The sequence below is a fragment of the Enterobacter sp. LU1 genome, from assembly GCF_008271405.2.
Classification (GTDB): domain Bacteria; phylum Pseudomonadota; class Gammaproteobacteria; order Enterobacterales; family Enterobacteriaceae; genus Enterobacter; species Enterobacter hormaechei_C.
Genome location: NZ_CP043438.2, coordinates 1,818,182 through 1,833,432, shown reverse-complemented (window position 1 = coordinate 1,833,432; position 15,251 = coordinate 1,818,182). Strand labels below are relative to the sequence as shown.

General features: G+C 55.6%; 13 protein-coding genes. 7 read left to right on the top strand and 6 right to left on the bottom strand.

Features of this window, described 5'->3' with window-relative positions; genetic code table 11:
- Positions 1 to 85 precede the first annotated feature (85 nt).
- The 3 genes from FZF21_RS08785 to FZF21_RS08775 form a co-directional block, all read right to left on the bottom strand.
- The gene (locus FZF21_RS08785; protein ID WP_017384681.1) at positions 86 to 2,008 is read right to left on the bottom strand and encodes a DNA topoisomerase III; all 1,923 of its coding nucleotides are present in this window, start codon (positions 2,006 to 2,008) and stop codon (positions 86 to 88) included.
- 4 nt (positions 2,009 to 2,012) lie between these two features.
- A complete protein-coding gene (gene selD / locus FZF21_RS08780; RefSeq protein ID WP_047737676.1) occupies positions 2,013 to 3,056 on the bottom strand; it encodes a selenide, water dikinase SelD in 1,044 nt (347 codons plus the stop codon).
- 116 nt (positions 3,057 to 3,172) lie between these two features.
- Positions 3,173 to 3,724 (bottom strand): NAD(P)H nitroreductase, encoded by a 552-nt coding sequence (locus FZF21_RS08775; protein WP_023296329.1) that lies wholly within the window; start codon positions 3,722 to 3,724, stop codon positions 3,173 to 3,175.
- A gap of 167 nt (positions 3,725 to 3,891) precedes the next feature.
- On the opposite strand from FZF21_RS08775, the gene sppA reads away from it, so the two are divergent.
- The 4 genes from sppA to FZF21_RS08755 all read left to right on the top strand — a co-directional run bounded on the left by sppA (position 3,892) and on the right by FZF21_RS08755 (position 8,951).
- The gene (gene sppA, locus FZF21_RS08770) at positions 3,892 to 5,748 is read left to right on the top strand and encodes a signal peptide peptidase SppA (protein ID WP_047737678.1); all 1,857 of its coding nucleotides are present in this window, start codon (positions 3,892 to 3,894) and stop codon (positions 5,746 to 5,748) included.
- A 62-nt stretch (positions 5,749 to 5,810) separates the two neighbouring features.
- Positions 5,811 to 6,827 (top strand): asparaginase, encoded by a 1,017-nt coding sequence (gene ansA, locus FZF21_RS08765; RefSeq protein WP_023303507.1) that lies wholly within the window; start codon positions 5,811 to 5,813, stop codon positions 6,825 to 6,827.
- A 9-nt stretch (positions 6,828 to 6,836) separates the two neighbouring features.
- A complete protein-coding gene (gene pncA, locus FZF21_RS08760; protein WP_017384686.1) occupies positions 6,837 to 7,478 on the top strand; it encodes a bifunctional nicotinamidase/pyrazinamidase in 642 nt (213 codons plus the stop codon).
- A gap of 219 nt (positions 7,479 to 7,697) precedes the next feature.
- The gene (locus FZF21_RS08755) at positions 7,698 to 8,951 is read left to right on the top strand and encodes a glycoside hydrolase family 18 protein (RefSeq protein ID WP_047737684.1); all 1,254 of its coding nucleotides are present in this window, start codon (positions 7,698 to 7,700) and stop codon (positions 8,949 to 8,951) included.
- Positions 8,952 to 9,001: 50 nt separating this feature from the next.
- On the opposite strand, the gene FZF21_RS08750 is transcribed toward FZF21_RS08755, so the two are convergent.
- Both FZF21_RS08750 and msrB read right to left on the bottom strand, forming a co-directional pair.
- Complete coding sequence (locus FZF21_RS08750) at positions 9,002 to 9,274, bottom strand: YeaC family protein (RefSeq protein ID WP_017384688.1); 273 nt, start codon at positions 9,272 to 9,274, stop codon at positions 9,002 to 9,004.
- 41 nt (positions 9,275 to 9,315) lie between these two features.
- Entirely contained in the window at positions 9,316 to 9,729 is a 414-nt protein-coding gene (gene msrB, locus FZF21_RS08745; RefSeq protein ID WP_045329655.1) for a peptide-methionine (R)-S-oxide reductase MsrB, read from the bottom strand.
- 341 nt (positions 9,730 to 10,070) lie between these two features.
- Here msrB and gapA point away from each other — a divergent pair, with 341 nt between their 5' ends.
- Positions 10,071 to 11,066 (top strand): glyceraldehyde-3-phosphate dehydrogenase, encoded by a 996-nt coding sequence (gene gapA, locus FZF21_RS08740; protein ID WP_006809136.1) that lies wholly within the window; start codon positions 10,071 to 10,073, stop codon positions 11,064 to 11,066.
- A gap of 74 nt (positions 11,067 to 11,140) precedes the next feature.
- On the top strand, positions 11,141 to 12,025 hold the full coding sequence (locus FZF21_RS08735) for a D-hexose-6-phosphate mutarotase (RefSeq protein ID WP_032104146.1): 885 nt from the start codon (positions 11,141 to 11,143) through the stop codon (positions 12,023 to 12,025).
- Between the two features lie 66 nt (positions 12,026 to 12,091).
- Here the strand turns inward: FZF21_RS08735 and FZF21_RS08730 are convergent, their stop codons facing one another.
- Positions 12,092 to 12,838, bottom strand: a complete 747-nt coding sequence (locus FZF21_RS08730; protein WP_017384691.1) for a MipA/OmpV family protein — start codon at positions 12,836 to 12,838, stop codon at positions 12,092 to 12,094.
- A 432-nt stretch (positions 12,839 to 13,270) separates the two neighbouring features.
- Here FZF21_RS08730 and yeaG point away from each other — a divergent pair, with 432 nt between their 5' ends.
- The gene (gene yeaG, locus FZF21_RS08725; RefSeq protein ID WP_006809140.1) at positions 13,271 to 15,205 is read left to right on the top strand and encodes a protein kinase YeaG; all 1,935 of its coding nucleotides are present in this window, start codon (positions 13,271 to 13,273) and stop codon (positions 15,203 to 15,205) included.
- Positions 15,206 to 15,251 lie beyond the last annotated feature (46 nt).

The following is a 15,251-nucleotide window of genomic DNA, read 5'->3' as shown; positions in this document are numbered from 1 at the left end:
CGGTAAGCGCTGGCGTTACCGGGCTTTTTTCAGGCCGCAGAGGGGCTTTCGCCGGGTGGCGGCTTCGCCTTACCCGGCCTACGGTTTAAGCGGTTGTATTTTTGGCTGCGCTTTTCTTCTTTTTGAACGGTTTCTTCGCCCCGCCGCCCGGGGCGACCATTCCCCGGAATCGCTTCACTGGCGTACTGCGCGCCTGGTCAATCAGCTGATAAAGCGTCCCTACCAGCGGCTGCATAAAGTCCTGATAACGGCACTGCTTTTCGCTGATCTGCGTCAGCACCGACTCCCAGTGCGCGGTCATGTCCGGTCTGGCCGCCAGTTCAGGGAGGGAGTGGATGAGCGCCCGTCCCGGCTCTGTTGAGTGGATGTAACGCCCCTTCTTCTCAAGGAAACCACGCTTGAACAGTAATTCGATAATTCCCGCGCGGGTCGCCTCCGTACCCAGACCGTCGGTGGCGCGCAGGATCTTCTTCAGATCTTTATCCTGCACAAAACGGGCGATGCCGGTCATGGCCGACAGCAGCGTCGCGTCGGTGAAATGGCGCGGCGGCTGGGTTTGTCGTTCAACCACTTCGCCCTTCTCGCACAGCAGTTCGTCGCCTTTGGCCACGACCGGCAGCGGCGTGCCGTCGTTCTCTTCGTCACGTTCTTTGTTGCCGAGCAGCGTGCGCCAGCCCGCTTCCGCGAGGAAACGCGCTTTGGCGATAAATTTGCCTTTGGCAATTTCCAGTTCAATAACGCACTTGCGGAACACCGCGTCCGGGCAGAACTGCATCAGATACTGACGCGCGATCAGGTTATAGACCTTTGCTTCGTTGTCGGTCAGGTTGACGTTGCTGGTGCGCGCCGTCGGGATTATCGCGTGGTGAGCATCGACTTTTTTATCGTCCCAGCAGCGGTTATGGGTATCCGGGTTTACCGCCGGTTGCGGCAACAGATCCGGCGCATGGACGCCAATGGCATTCATCACCGAGTGGCGTCCGGCGAAGTGTTCTTCCGGCAGATAGCGGCTGTCCGAACGCGGATAGGTGATCAGCTTGTGGGTTTCGTAGAGCTTCTGGCAGATATCGAGCACGTTCTGCGCGCTAAGACCAAAGCGCTTAGCCGCCTCAATCTGCAACGCCGAAAGGGAGAACGGCAGCGGTGCGGGCTCCGTTTCCCGTTTGTCGTTATAGCTGGTGACGATTGCGGGCTGGCCGGTAATGCGGTTGACCACGTGCTCCGCCAGCGGGCGATGCAGCAGCCGTCCCTCTTCGTCCTGATATGACTCACAGGCATCGCTTGGCTGCCAGACGGCGGTAAAGCGTTCGTCTTTCGGCGTGACGATATGCGCTTTGACTTCGAAGAAGTCTTTGGCGACGAAATTTTCGATCTCTTCGTCGCGACGCACCACCAGCCCCAGCACCGGTGTCTGGACACGACCGACGGAGAGCACGCCCTGATAACCCGCGTTGCGCCCGAGAATGGTGTAGGCGCGGGTCATGTTGATCCCGTATAGCCAGTCCGCACGGGCACGCGCCAGCGCGGAGACACACAGGGGAATAAATTCGCTGTTGGCGCGCAGGCGTGAAATGGCCCGCTCTACCGCCTGAGGGTTGAGGTCGTTGATCAGGCAGCGCTGCACCTGCTGGCGCTTTTCCGGCGCCAGCTCCAGGTAGTCCAGCACTTCATCGACCAGCAGTTGCCCTTCCCTGTCCGGGTCACCCGCGTGGACCACTTCCGTCGCCTCATGCAGGAAGCGCTTAATGACGTTGAGCTGTTTGGTGACGGAAGGACGCGGTTGGAGACGCCACTTTTCCGGCACAATCGGTAGATCGTTGAGATTCCAGCGGGCGTAGCGGCTGTCGTAGACATCCGGCTGCGCCTGTTCAAGCAGGTGACCGATACACCAGGTGACCACCTGCCCGTTACCGCATTCGATAAAGCCGTCGCCTTTGCGATGCGGCCTGGGCAGCACATCGGCGATGGCACGCGCCAGACTCGGCTTTTCGGCAATGAACAACCGCATCGAATTAACGGATCTCAATCATCGGGCGACCACCGCGGGCGGTCACCAGCTCACCAATGGCCGTCAGGGTGATGCCAAACTCGGCAGCCGTCGCCTGAACGTCAGCTTCAGCTTCCGGCGTCACCGCCAGCAGCAGGCCGCCGGAGGTTTGCGGATCGCACAGCAGGTTACGCCACGCTTCCGGCATTTCGCCCATTAAATGGCCGTAGCTGGCGAAGTTGCGCTGCGTCCCGCCCGGCACCGCGCCCTGAGCAATGTACTCTTCCACGCCCGGCAGCTTCGGCACATCCTGATACCAGACCTGCGCCTGCACGCCCGCGCCCTGACAGACTTCAGAGAGGTGCCCCAGCAGACCAAAACCGGTCACGTCGGTCATGGCCTTCACGCCGTCGATATTGGCGAATGCCGCACCGGCGAGGTTCATCTGGCACATGACCTCCGTCGCAAGCCCGACGTGTTCAGGCTTAAGGAGTGATTTTTTCTCTGCGGTCGTCAGTACGCCAATGCCCAGCGGCTTAGTGAGGAACAGCTTGCAGCCCGCCTGCGCGGTGCTGTTGCGCTTCACGCGCTCGGTCGGCACCACGCCGGTGACGGCCAGGCCGAAGATCGGCTCCGGCGCATCGATAGAGTGACCACCGGCCAGGGCAATACCCGCCTGCTGGCAGGCAAAGCGTCCGCCTTCGATCACGTCGCGGGCAATCTCCGGCGGGAGGGTGTTAATCGGCCAGCCCAGAATGGCGATCGCCATAATCGGTTTACCGCCCATCGCAAAGATATCGCTGATGGCGTTGGTGGCCGCAATGCGCCCGAAGTCGAACGGGTTGTCGACAATCGGCATAAAGAAGTCAGTGGTGCTGATAATGCTGGTGCCGTTACCTAAGTCATAAACCGCTGCATCGTCACGCGTTTCGTTACCGACAAGCAGGTTCGGGTCGACAAACTTCGCCTGTTCACTGTGCAGGATGGTCTCCAGCACTTTCGGGGAAATTTTACAACCGCAACCGGCTCCGTGGCTGTATTGCGTTAAACGAATGGTTTGCTCGCTCATGGACGTCTCCTGTCATCTCAATCGCGCTATGGTAGCGCTCATTCCATAAAGAGGTAAGTATGACTGTCTGAATTCTGCGGCGGATGCTCAGAATCCAGACAGTTTAGCGCGGCTTATCAGAAACGGCTGACGAAAGGCGTGGTGTCTGGCACGCTGATGGTGCTGGAGGCTTTAAGCTGCGGGGTGCCAAGATAGAGGAAGCCGACAATTTTATCGTGCTCACCACAGGCAAAGCCATCACGCACGACCGAACTCTCGGTCAGCGGTCCGGTGCGCCAGATGCCATTGAAGCCCTGCGCGACGGCGGCCATTTGCATCGCCATTACCGCGCAGCCTGCGGACATTTCCTGCTCCCAGACCGGCACCTTATGGTCGGCCTGACATTTCGCCACGACAGCGATGATCATCGGCGCGCGGAATGGCGCACTGCGGGCTTTATCAATCCCCTTCTCATCCTGGCCTGCGGCAACAGCCCCCTGCTCCAGCAGCTGGCTGAAGCGGTCGCGCCCTTCGCCTTCAATGATAAAGAAGTGCCACGGCTGCAATGTGCCATGGTCCGGCGCACGCATTCCGGCACGCAGAATGTTTTCCAGCTGCTCGCCGACGGGTGCCGGTTCGGCCAGGCGGGAAGCGCTACGACGGTTAACAAGCAGTTCAAGTGCGTCCATTGGTTAACTCCTTTCATGAAATTTACTCACAAAATTAACACGACAGCAGAATTTGTTACAGCGTGGCAGGCGATTCCTGCTGACAAGTGGCGGTTGGGTCATTACGATAACCGCACATTACCGTCCCGTGGCGACGGAAACAGTCCTTTTCTGGTTAGGGAGAATACATGCGAACCCTTTGGCGAATCTTTGCCGGTTTCTTTAAATGGACGTGGCGACTGCTCAACTTCGTCCGCAACCTGGTGATGAACATCTTCTTCATCTTCCTGGTCCTGGTATGCGCAGGTATCTGGATGCATATCAGCAACGCAAACCAGTCGCAGCATTCGACGCGCGGCGCGCTGTTACTCGATATCACCGGGGTGATTGTTGATAAGCCATCGACCAGCAACCGTCTGGGCGTGATTGGTCGCCAGCTGTTCGGCGCAACGTCAGACCGTCTTCAGGAAAACTCCCTGTTTGATATCGTCGACACCATCCGTCAGGCTAAAGACGATCGTAACATTACCGGTATCGTGCTGGACCTGAAAGATTTTGCCGGCGCCGATCAGCCGTCAATGCAGTACATCGGTAAGGCGCTGCGCGAATTCCGCGACAGCGGTAAACCGGTTATTGCCATTGGCGACAGCTACACCCAGGGACAATATTATCTGGCGAGCTTTGCCAATAAGATCTGGCTTTCGCCACAGGGCACGGTCGATCTGCATGGCTTCGCCACTAACGGTCTGTACTACAAATCGCTGCTCGATAAGCTGAAGGTCACTACCCACGTCTTCCGCGTCGGGACCTATAAATCCGCCGTGGAGCCGTTTATCCGCGATGATATGTCCCCTGCCGCCCGTGAAGCGGACAGCCGCTGGATTGGCGAGCTGTGGCAGAACTACCTCGGCACCATTGCCGCTAACCGTCAGATTACCGCTGAGCAGGTCTTCCCGGGCGCGCGCGGCGTGCTGGACGGCCTGCGCAAGGTGGACGGCGATACAGCGAAATACGCGCTTGATAACAAACTGGTCGATCAGCTGGGTTCCAGCGCTGAAATTGAAAAAGCGCTGACCAAACAGTTCGGCTGGAGTAAAGAGGATAAAAACTACAGCGCCATCAGCATGTATGACTACGCCGCGAAAAAGCCGGACGACAGCGGTGACAGCATCGCCGTGGTGTTTGCTAACGGGGCCATTATGGACGGCGAAGAAACGCCGGGGAACGTCGGCGGGGAAACCACCGCGTCGCAGATCCGCGATGCGCGCCTGGATCCGAAAGTGAAGGCGATTGTCCTGCGGGTGAACAGCCCTGGAGGCAGCGTCAGCGCCTCTGAAGTGATCCGTGCTGAACTGGCCGCCGCGCGCGCCGCAGGCAAGCCGGTAGTGGTCTCGATGGGCGGCATGGCGGCTTCCGGGGGCTACTGGATCTCGACGCCAGCCAACTACATTGTGGCTAACCCAAGCACGCTGACCGGCTCGATTGGCATCTTCGGCGTGATCAACACCGTAGAGAACAGCCTGGATTATCTCGGCGTCCACACCGACGGCGTCTCCACCTCGCCGCTGGCGGATGTGTCCGTTACCAAATCCCTGCCGCCTGAGGTGTCTGAGATGATGCAGCTCAGCATTGAGAGTGGCTATAAACGTTTCATCACGCTTGTTGCGGACTCCCGTAAAAAGACGCCCGATCAGATTGACCAGATCGCTCAGGGCCACGTCTGGACCGGCCAGGACGCGAAGAGCAACGGCCTGGTAGACAGCCTGGGTGACTTCGACGACGCCGTGAAGAAAGCGGCGGAGCTGGCGAAGCTCAAGCAGTGGCACGTGGACTATTATCAGGACGAACCAACGTTCTTCGATATGGTCATGGACAGCATGTCCGGCTCCGTTCGTGCCATGCTGCCGGACGCGCTTCAGGCTTATCTGCCGGCGCCGGTGGCGACCGCGGCGAAAGCCATGAAAGCGGAGAGCGACAAGCTTGCAGCCTTTAATGATCCACAAAGCCGCTACGCGTTTTGCCTGACCTGTGCGAACGTGCGTTAAAAACCGTCCCCTCTTCCCGTGAAGAGGGGATTTTTTCTTTTGAAGAACAAGAACTCATTACCATGCAGAAGAAATCAATTTATGTCGCCTATACCGGCGGTACCATCGGTATGCAGCGCTCAGAAAATGGCTATATCCCGGTTTCCGGCCACTTGCAGCGCCAGCTGGCGCTGATGCCTGAATTCCACCGTCCGGAAATGCCTGACTTTACCATCCACGAATATGAGCCGCTGATGGACTCCTCCGACATGACGCCGGAAGACTGGCAGCATATTGCGGACGATATTAAAGCCCATTACGACCAGTATGACGGCTTCGTGATCCTGCACGGTACCGACACCATGGCGTTCACCGCCTCGGCGCTCTCCTTCATGCTGGAGAACCTGAGCAAGCCCGTCATCGTGACCGGCTCGCAGATCCCGCTGGCGGAACTGCGTTCAGACGGGCAGATCAACCTGCTTAACTCCCTGTACGTGGCCGCTAATTACCCGATCAACGAGGTAACGCTGTTCTTCAACAACCGGCTGTACCGCGGGAACCGTACCACTAAAGCGCACGCCGATGGCTTTGACGCTTTTGCCTCACCTAACCTGCAACCGCTGCTGGAAGCGGGGATCCATATCCGTCGTCTGGGCACGCCGCCCGCGCCAAATACCGCAGGCGAACTGATCGTTCACCCGATCACCCCGCAGCCGATCGGCGTGGTGACGATTTATCCGGGTATTTCCGCCGACGTGGTGCGCAACTTCCTGCGCCAGCCGGTGAAGGCGCTGATCCTGCGCTCCTATGGTGTGGGTAACGCCCCGCAGAACGGTGAATTCCTGAAAGAGCTTCAGGAGGCGAGCGATCGCGGGATTGTGGTGGTCAACCTCACCCAGTGTATGTCCGGCAAAGTCAATATGGGCGGCTACGCCACCGGTAATGCCCTGGCGCACGCTGGGGTGATCAGTGGTTTCGATATGACCGTTGAGGCAACGCTGACTAAACTTCACTATTTACTGAGTCAGGATCTGGATATTGATTCCATTCGCCGCGCCATGATGCAAAACCTGCGCGGTGAACTGACGCCGGACGAATAAGGAGGTCCCATGAAGCAACGCGCCCTGTTACTGGTCGATTTGCAAAATGATTTCTGTGCGGGCGGTGCGCTGGCCGTCGCGGAAGGCGACAGCACCGTAGACGTCGCGAATTCGCTGATTGAGTGGTGTAAAGCTCGTGGTGAAGCGGTGGTGGCGAGTCAGGACTGGCATCCGGCAAACCACGGCAGCTTTGCCAGCCAGCACAACGTTGAGCCTTACAGCCAGGGCGAACTGGACGGGCTGGCGCAAACCTTCTGGCCCGATCACTGCGTGCAGCAGACGGAAGGCGCTGAGCTGCATCCGCTGCTGAACCAGAAGGCCATCGACGCGGTGTTCCACAAAGGTGAAAACCCAACCATCGACAGCTACAGCGCGTTCTTTGATAACGGTCATCGTCAGAAGACGGCGCTGGACGCGTGGTTGCGCCACCATGAGATCACCGAGCTGATTGTGCTGGGCCTGGCGACGGATTACTGCGTGAAGTTCACCGTGCTGGATGCGCTCCAGTTGGGCTATACCGTGAATGTCATCACCGACGGCTGTCGCGGGGTGAATATTCAGCCGCATGACAGCGCTCAGGCGTTTATGGATATGGCCGCAGAAGGCGCAACGCTGTATACGCTGGCTGACTGGATGGAGACGCAGGCGTAAGCTTTTTAGCCGGGTGACGGCTTAGCCTTACCCGGCCTACTTTCTCTGGTTTTGTAGACCGGGTAAGCGTCAGCGCCACCCGGCATTTCTTCCCCAATCCCCATAAAGTGAACTCCCTCGCATCACAAGCGAAACGGCGATGCTATTCTCTTCAGGCTGTTTTTTCGCCACGCCTTTTCTGTGGCGTGGTTATTTTTATTCAGTCAAAGAGGAAATTATATGAAACGTTTGCCCTTGCTGGCAGCATTACCCTTGCTTTGCGCGTCACTGGCTTCCGCCGCGCCCCTGATGTCCGTGGGTTACTTCAATGGGGGTGGCGATGTTACCGCCGGACCGGGTGGCGATATTAATAAACTCGACGTCCGCCAGATCACCCACCTCAACTACTCGTTTGGTCTGGTCTATAACAACGAGAAAGACGAAACCAACGCCGCGCTGAAAGATCCGGCAAAACTGCATCAAATCTGGTTATCACCTAAGGTGGCATCCGATCTGGCGTTACTTCCTCAGCTTCGTAAACAAAACCCGAACCTGAAAGTCCTGCTTTCCGTTGGCGGCTGGGGCGCGCGTGGTTTTTCTGGCGCAGCGGCAACCAAAGAGAGTCGCGCGGTATTTATTCGCTCCGCGCAGGAGATCGTCAGTAAATACGGCCTGGACGGGATCGACCTGGACTGGGAATATCCGGTCAACGGCGCGTGGGGACTGGTCGAGAGCACCCCTGCCGACCGGGATAATTTCACCGCGCTGTTAAAAGAGATGCGTGACGCGTTTGGTAAGAAAAAGCTGGTCACGATTGCGGTGGGCGCGAATGCGGAAAGTCCGAAAAGCTGGGTGGATGTGAAAGCCATTGCCCCCCTGCTCGATTACATCAACCTGATGACCTACGACATGGCGTACGGTACTCAGTATTTTAACGCGAATCTGTATGTCTCCAGCGCCTGGCCAACGGTGGCTGCCGCAGACAAATACAGCGTCGATTTTGTGGTGAATAACTATCTGGCCGCCGGGCTGAAGCCGCAGCAGATGAACCTCGGAATTGGTTTCTATGGGCGCGTGCCGAAGCGCGCCGTTGAACCGGGTATCGACTGGAGCAAATCGGACGCGCAGAACAATCCGGTGACGCAGCCCTACTTCGGGCCGCAGGAACTGGGCCTGTTCAAATCGCTTGGCTATGATCTGACCAAAGATACCTATGTGAAATACAACGATATCGTCCGCAAGCTGCTGAACGATCCGCAGAAACGCTTTACCGAGCACTGGGACGAACAGGCGAAGGTGCCGTGGCTGTCGGTGAAATCCGCCGACGGGAAGGCGCTGTTTGCGATTTCCTATGAGAACCCGCGCTCCGTGGCGATCAAAGCGGATTACATTAAGGAGAAAGGTCTGGCTGGCGCCATGTTCTGGGAGTACGGTGCTGACGACGAAAACCAGCTCGCGAAACAGCTGGCGGAGTCGCTTGGGATCCCGCACTAAGATGTAGTGTGCCGGGTGGCGCTAGCGCTTACCCGGCCTACATGGGAGCTTTATTTGAAGGTCGCAATCGGCTTCGGCGCGATGCCGAACTCTTCTTTCAGCTCGCGCTTGCTTTTCATCACCATCTGACCGTTAGTGTCGATAGTCATGTGCTGGGCGTCGGTATTGTGACGCGCCTGCCACAGCATCACCAGCTGCAAACTGTTCTCTTTTTGCTCAGGTGTGAGCGCCACACCGTCCGGCCATTTTCCCAGCTCAACGGCCGTTACCAGACGCTGATAAACCTCCGGGGTCATACCTGCAATCATGTCATCAATATTCATGATCTCTCCCTTTCAAAGGAATAATTTGCTGAATCGTTTTTTCAACCCTTGGTCTGGTCGCCGTTTTCATCATCGGTAAAGCTCATGGAAGCCGAATTTACGCAGAAACGCTCCCCCGTCGGCTGCGGGCCATCCAGGAAGACATGCCCGAGATGGGCGTCACAATTCCCGCAGCGAATTTCGGTGCGCACCATGCCGTGCGAGGTGTCCGTCAGGTAGCGGATCGCATCATCGCTGACAGGCTCGTAAAAGCTCGGCCAGCCGCAGCCAGAATCGTACTTCGTCTGGGAGTTAAACAGCGGTGCATCACACACCAGGCAGTGGTAGACGCCTTCCCGTTTATTGTGCAGCAAACGCCCGGAAAACGGCGGTTCTGTGCCGTGATTTTGCGTCACGTAAAACTGCATCTCTGTAAGGTTTTTTTTCAAATCGTCGGGGTTACGTTGGTTCGACATATGCTTACATCTCGCTGTTGAAACAGACATCTTTTAACCCAGATTCTAACAAAACATTAACACCCGCGCGTGCACTTTTGTTCTAAACTTATGTGTCGCGAAAAGGCGGTCAGGCAATTGTGATCAATTTCACATTTTAATCCTGCGAGGCCTTTAAAATTCCGGGCGCAGCCCCCATGTGGTTGCTAGCTCAAAGGGAAAGTGAGGCGAGTCAGTCGCACAAACGTTAGTCACAGGATTGATTTGTCGCAATGATTGACACGATTCCGCTTGACGCTGCGTAAGGTTTTTGTAATTTTACAGGCAACCTTTTATTCACTAACAAATAGCTGGTGGAATATATGACTATCAAAGTAGGTATCAACGGTTTTGGCCGTATCGGCCGTATTGTTTTCCGTGCTGCTCAGAAACGTTCTGACATCGAAATCGTTGGTATCAACGATCTCCTGGACGCTGAATACATGGCGTACATGCTGAAGTACGACTCAACTCACGGTCGTTTCGACGGCACCGTTGAAGTGAAAGACGGCCACCTGGTTGTTAATGGCAAAACCATCCGCGTTACTGCTGAGAAAGACCCAGCTAACCTGAAATGGAACGAAATCGGTGTTGACGTTGTAGCTGAAGCTACCGGTATCTTCCTGACCGACGAAACTGCACGTAAACACATCACTGCGGGTGCGAAGAAAGTTGTTCTGACTGGTCCTTCCAAAGACAACACCCCAATGTTCGTTCGCGGTGCAAACTTCGAAACTTACGCTGGCCAGGACATCGTTTCCAACGCATCCTGCACCACCAACTGCCTGGCACCGCTGGCTAAAGTTATCAACGACAACTTCGGCATCATCGAAGGTCTGATGACTACCGTTCACGCAACCACCGCTACTCAGAAAACCGTTGATGGCCCGTCTCACAAAGACTGGCGCGGCGGCCGTGGCGCGGCTCAGAACATCATCCCATCTTCTACCGGTGCTGCTAAAGCAGTAGGTAAAGTACTGCCAGAACTGAATGGCAAACTGACTGGTATGGCGTTCCGCGTTCCAACTCCTAACGTATCCGTTGTTGACCTGACCGTTCGTCTGGAAAAAGCTGCTTCTTATGAAGAAATTAAGAAAGCAATCAAAGCTGCTTCCGAAGGCCCAATGAAAGGCGTTCTGGGTTATACCGAAGACGACGTTGTATCTACCGATTTCAACGGCGAAGTGTGCACTTCCGTGTTCGATGCTAAAGCAGGTATCGCACTGAACGACAACTTCGTGAAACTGGTTTCCTGGTACGACAACGAAACTGGCTACTCTAACAAAGTACTGGACCTGATCGCTCACATCTCCAAATAAGTTGAGATGAGTGCTTGATCCTAAAAGGCGACTTCGGTCGCCTTTTTTATTGTTTTTAGACAGAGGATTGCTTAATGATTAATAAAATTTTTGCACTTCCGGTAGTCGAACAACTTACCCCTGTGCTCTCCCGCCGTCAGATCGACGGTGCCGATATCATCGTCGTTGATCATCCGCGCGTTAAAGCCTCCGTAGCGCTCAATGGCGCCCACCTGCTCTCCTGGAAACCAGAAGGTGAAGAAGAAGGCCTGTGGCTGAGCGAGGCCACCTCGTTCAAAAAAGGGGCGGCGATCCGCGGCGGCGTACCGATCTGCTGGCCATGGTTTGGCCCGTCAGCGCAGCAGGGTTTACCCTCACACGGTTTCGCCCGTAACCAGCAGTGGACGCTGAAAGCCCACAATGAAGATGAAAACGGTGCGGTGTTGACCTTTGAACTCCAGGCGAATGATGAAACGCGTGCCCTGTGGCCACACGAGTTTACCCTGTATGCCCGCTTCAAGCTGGGTAAAACCTGCGAAATTGAACTGGAAGCGCACGGCGAATTCGAAACAACATCCGCCCTGCACACCTATTTCAACGTAGGCGACATTCAGGCCGTTAAGGTGAGCGGACTTGGCGATACCTTTATCGACAAAGTGGATAACGCGAAAGAAGGCAAGCTGGACGACGGCGTGCAGACTTTCCCGGATCGTACCGACCGCGTGTATCTGCACCCGGAAGCCTGTAGCGTCATCCACGACAGCGCGCTGAACCGCGGTATTGATGTGGTTCATCACCACCACAGCAACGTGGTGGGCTGGAACCCGGGCCCTGCCCTTTCCGTCAGCATGGCGGATATCCCGGATGACGGTTACAAGACCTTCGTGTGCGTGGAAACCGCGTGCGTGACCGCGCCGCAGAAAACCAGCGAAGAAAAACCGTCCCGCTTAGGCCAGACGATCAAGATTGTGAAGCGCTAATATTGTTCAGGCATCATAAAAAACAAACGGGGCGCTAGCGCCCCGTTTTAATGCATCACGTTCTGGTCAGAACTTGTAGGTCACACCCACGGAGAAGATGCCAGACCAGGACTTGTCGACCATCGGGCTGTCTTTCACTTCATCGCTCAGACGAATGTAACGGCCAGTACCGTACACATTCCAGTCACCGAGGAAGTTATACGAGGCGGTGAGTTCCAGGTACGGGTCCCAGCCATCATCCGCGCTGTAGCTCTTCAGACCACTGCGGCGAGACTCCGCTTTAGACACGCCATAGTAGTAGTCGTTGTAATTCTCGCTGCTGTACTGCACACCGATACCCGGCGTCAGCGTCACTGCGCCGTTGGTATAGCGATAAAGCCACGCCAGATCCCAGATGAAGCCGTTGCTGTTGTCCAGGGTATCGCCCGCCAGCGCAGTGCGCAGGAAGCCATACTCGGTATTATGGACGTAAGAAAGCCCCGCCATCAGTGAGCTTCTGCGTTTGTCCAGCTGACGAAGCGCATTGCTGTCGCTGTCGCCTGGTTTAAAGTGCGTTGGATCGTAATAGGCCATGATGGAGAGCTTATCGGCCGTATCGTTCCACAGATAGTAGCCACCGCCCAACCCACGGAACCAGAAGTTATCGCCTTCATAGGTGACAACGGGGACAGGATAAACGTCGCGGTCATACTGCTTGTACGGGCTGTTAATCACGCCAGCACCCGCGCCAACAGTCCACTGGCTCTCAGCCTGTACGGTGCTCGCTGCGGTAGCGGCAAGGATGCCCAATGCCAGAAGTTTGAGTTTGGTCACAATCCATTCTTTCCTGTAGTCAAATAATCAGCGGGTGAAGTGTAACCGCCATTCCCGTACATCCCAAAATTTTTTGCGCGCTAATCCGTTTGATTAACCCGTTATTTTTCATTTTTCAGATGACATCCCGCTTTCATTTATGTGACCGATAAATGAAAAACCCGCTTTTCGCTTATAACCGCAGTGGAAATTTTTGGATGAGTTATTGATATGTCATTGAAAGTAGATTTTATCCGTATGCAAGTTTTGCAATTGCCATCTACGCTTTAATTTAAGAAGAGGTTTTGCTGAACACCCTGCGGTTCATAGCCTTCGACCTGGCACACAGGTTGCTGCTCTGGCAGTGAGGTGCGAAAAATTCTCTTCCGGGAGCCTCCACTACTCATACGAACGGCTCTTATCCTGTGCTAAAAAACGAAAGGACGGCATGCCATGAATATATTCGATCACTATCGCCAGCGCTACGAAGCTGCCAAGGACGAAGAGTTCACACTGCAGGAGTTTCTTACCATTTGTCGGCAAGATCGCAGTGCCTATGCCAATGCGGCAGAACGGCTATTGATGGCTATTGGTGAGCCAAACATGGTTGATACTGCCCTGGAGCCACGGCTTTCCCGTCTCTTTTCGAATCGGGTGGTCGCCCGATACCCGGCGTTTGAAGAGTTCTATGGCATGGAAGATGCCATTGAGCAGATCGTCTCCTACCTGAAGCATGCCGCTCAGGGGCTGGAAGAGAAGAAACAGATCCTTTACCTGCTGGGTCCTGTCGGTGGGGGTAAATCCTCCCTGGCTGAACGGCTGAAAGCGCTGATGCAGCGCGTGCCGATCTATGTGCTGAGCGCCAACGGCGAGCGCAGCCCGGTCAATGACCATCCGCTGTGCCTGTTTAATCCGCAAGAGGATGCGCAAATTCTGGAAAAAGAGTTTGGCATTCCGCATCGCTATCTCGGTACGATCATGTCGCCATGGGCGGCAAAACGTCTGCACGAGTTTGGCGGGGACATCACCAAATTCCGCGTCGTGAAAGTGTGGCCGTCTATCCTCGAGCAGATCGCCATTGCCAAAACTGAACCCGGTGACGAGAACAACCAGGATATCTCGGCGCTGGTGGGTAAAGTCGATATCCGTAAGCTGGAGCATCACGCGCAAAACGACCCGGATGCCTACGGTTATTCCGGTGCGCTGTGCCGCGCCAACCAGGGGATTATGGAATTTGTCGAGATGTTTAAAGCACCGATCAAAGTGCTGCATCCGCTGCTGACCGCCACCCAGGAGGGGAACTACAACGGGACGGAAGGTATTTCCGCCCTGCCGTTTAACGGGATTATCCTTGCCCACTCTAACGAATCTGAATGGGTGACCTTCCGTAACAACAAAAACAATGAGGCGTTCCTTGACCGCGTGTACATCGTCAAAGTGCCTTATTGCCTGCGGATCTCCGAGGAGATCAAGATTTACGAAAAACTGCTCAACCACAGTGAGCTGGTTCATGCCCCTTGCGCACCGGGAACGCTGGAAACGCTGTCGCGCTTCTCGATCCTGTCGCGCCTGAAAGAGCCGGAAAATTCCAGCATCTACTCAAAAATGCGCGTGTATGACGGCGAAAGCCTGAAGGATACCGACCCGAAAGCGAAATCGTACCAGGAATACCGCGATTACGCCGGGGTCGACGAAGGGATGAACGGTCTGTCGACGCGTTTCGCGTTTAAGATCCTCTCCCGCGTCTTTAACTTCGACCACGCGGAGGTGGCCGCCAACCCGGTACATCTGTTCTACGTGCTGGAACAGCAAATTGAACGTGAACAGTTCCCACAGGAGCAGGCTGAACGCTACCTGGAGTTCCTGAAAGGCTACCTGATCCCGAAATACGCCGAGTTTATCGGCAAAGAGATCCAGACCGCCTACTTGGAATCCTATTCCGAATACGGCCAGAACATCTTCGACCGGTACGTCACCTACGCTGACTTCTGGATCCAGGATCAGGAGTATCGCGACCCGGATACCGGCCAGCTGTTTGACCGTGAATCCCTGAACGCGGAACTTGAAAAAATCGAGAAACCAGCCGGGATCAGCAACCCGAAAGACTTCCGAAACGAGATTGTGAACTTCGTGCTGCGCGCCAGAGCGCATAACAACGGCCGCAATCCGAACTGGACCAGCTACGAAAAACTGCGCACGGTTATAGAGAAGAAAATGTTCTCTAACACGGAAGAGCTGTTGCCGGTCATCTCGTTCAACGCCAAAACCTCAACCGACGAGCAGAAAAAGCACGACGATTTTGTCGACCGTATGATGGAAAAAGGCTATACCCGCAAACAGGTCCGCCTGCTCTGTGAATGGTATCTGCGCGTGCGTAAATCGTCTTAAAACAAGTGCCCGGTAACGCGCTTACCGGGCCAACAAAATGTCCGGT

Coding starts and splice junctions, on each gene's coding strand:
- FZF21_RS08785 (WP_017384681.1), bottom strand. CDS start 2,008: ATGCGGTTGTTCATTGCCGAAAAGCCGAGTCTGGCGCGTGCCATCGCC.
- selD (WP_047737676.1), bottom strand. CDS start 3,056: ATGAGCGAGCAAACCATTCGTTTAACGCAATACAGCCACGGAGCCGGT.
- FZF21_RS08775 (WP_023296329.1), bottom strand. CDS start 3,724: ATGGACGCACTTGAACTGCTTGTTAACCGTCGTAGCGCTTCCCGCCTG.
- sppA (WP_047737678.1), top strand. CDS start 3,892: ATGCGAACCCTTTGGCGAATCTTTGCCGGTTTCTTTAAATGGACGTGG.
- ansA (WP_023303507.1), top strand. CDS start 5,811: ATGCAGAAGAAATCAATTTATGTCGCCTATACCGGCGGTACCATCGGT.
- pncA (WP_017384686.1), top strand. CDS start 6,837: ATGAAGCAACGCGCCCTGTTACTGGTCGATTTGCAAAATGATTTCTGT.
- FZF21_RS08755 (WP_047737684.1), top strand. CDS start 7,698: ATGAAACGTTTGCCCTTGCTGGCAGCATTACCCTTGCTTTGCGCGTCA.
- FZF21_RS08750 (WP_017384688.1), bottom strand. CDS start 9,274: ATGAATATTGATGACATGATTGCAGGTATGACCCCGGAGGTTTATCAG.
- msrB (WP_045329655.1), bottom strand. CDS start 9,729: ATGTCGAACCAACGTAACCCCGACGATTTGAAAAAAAACCTTACAGAG.
- gapA (WP_006809136.1), top strand. CDS start 10,071: ATGACTATCAAAGTAGGTATCAACGGTTTTGGCCGTATCGGCCGTATT.
- FZF21_RS08735 (WP_032104146.1), top strand. CDS start 11,141: ATGATTAATAAAATTTTTGCACTTCCGGTAGTCGAACAACTTACCCCT.
- yeaG (WP_006809140.1), top strand. CDS start 13,271: ATGAATATATTCGATCACTATCGCCAGCGCTACGAAGCTGCCAAGGAC.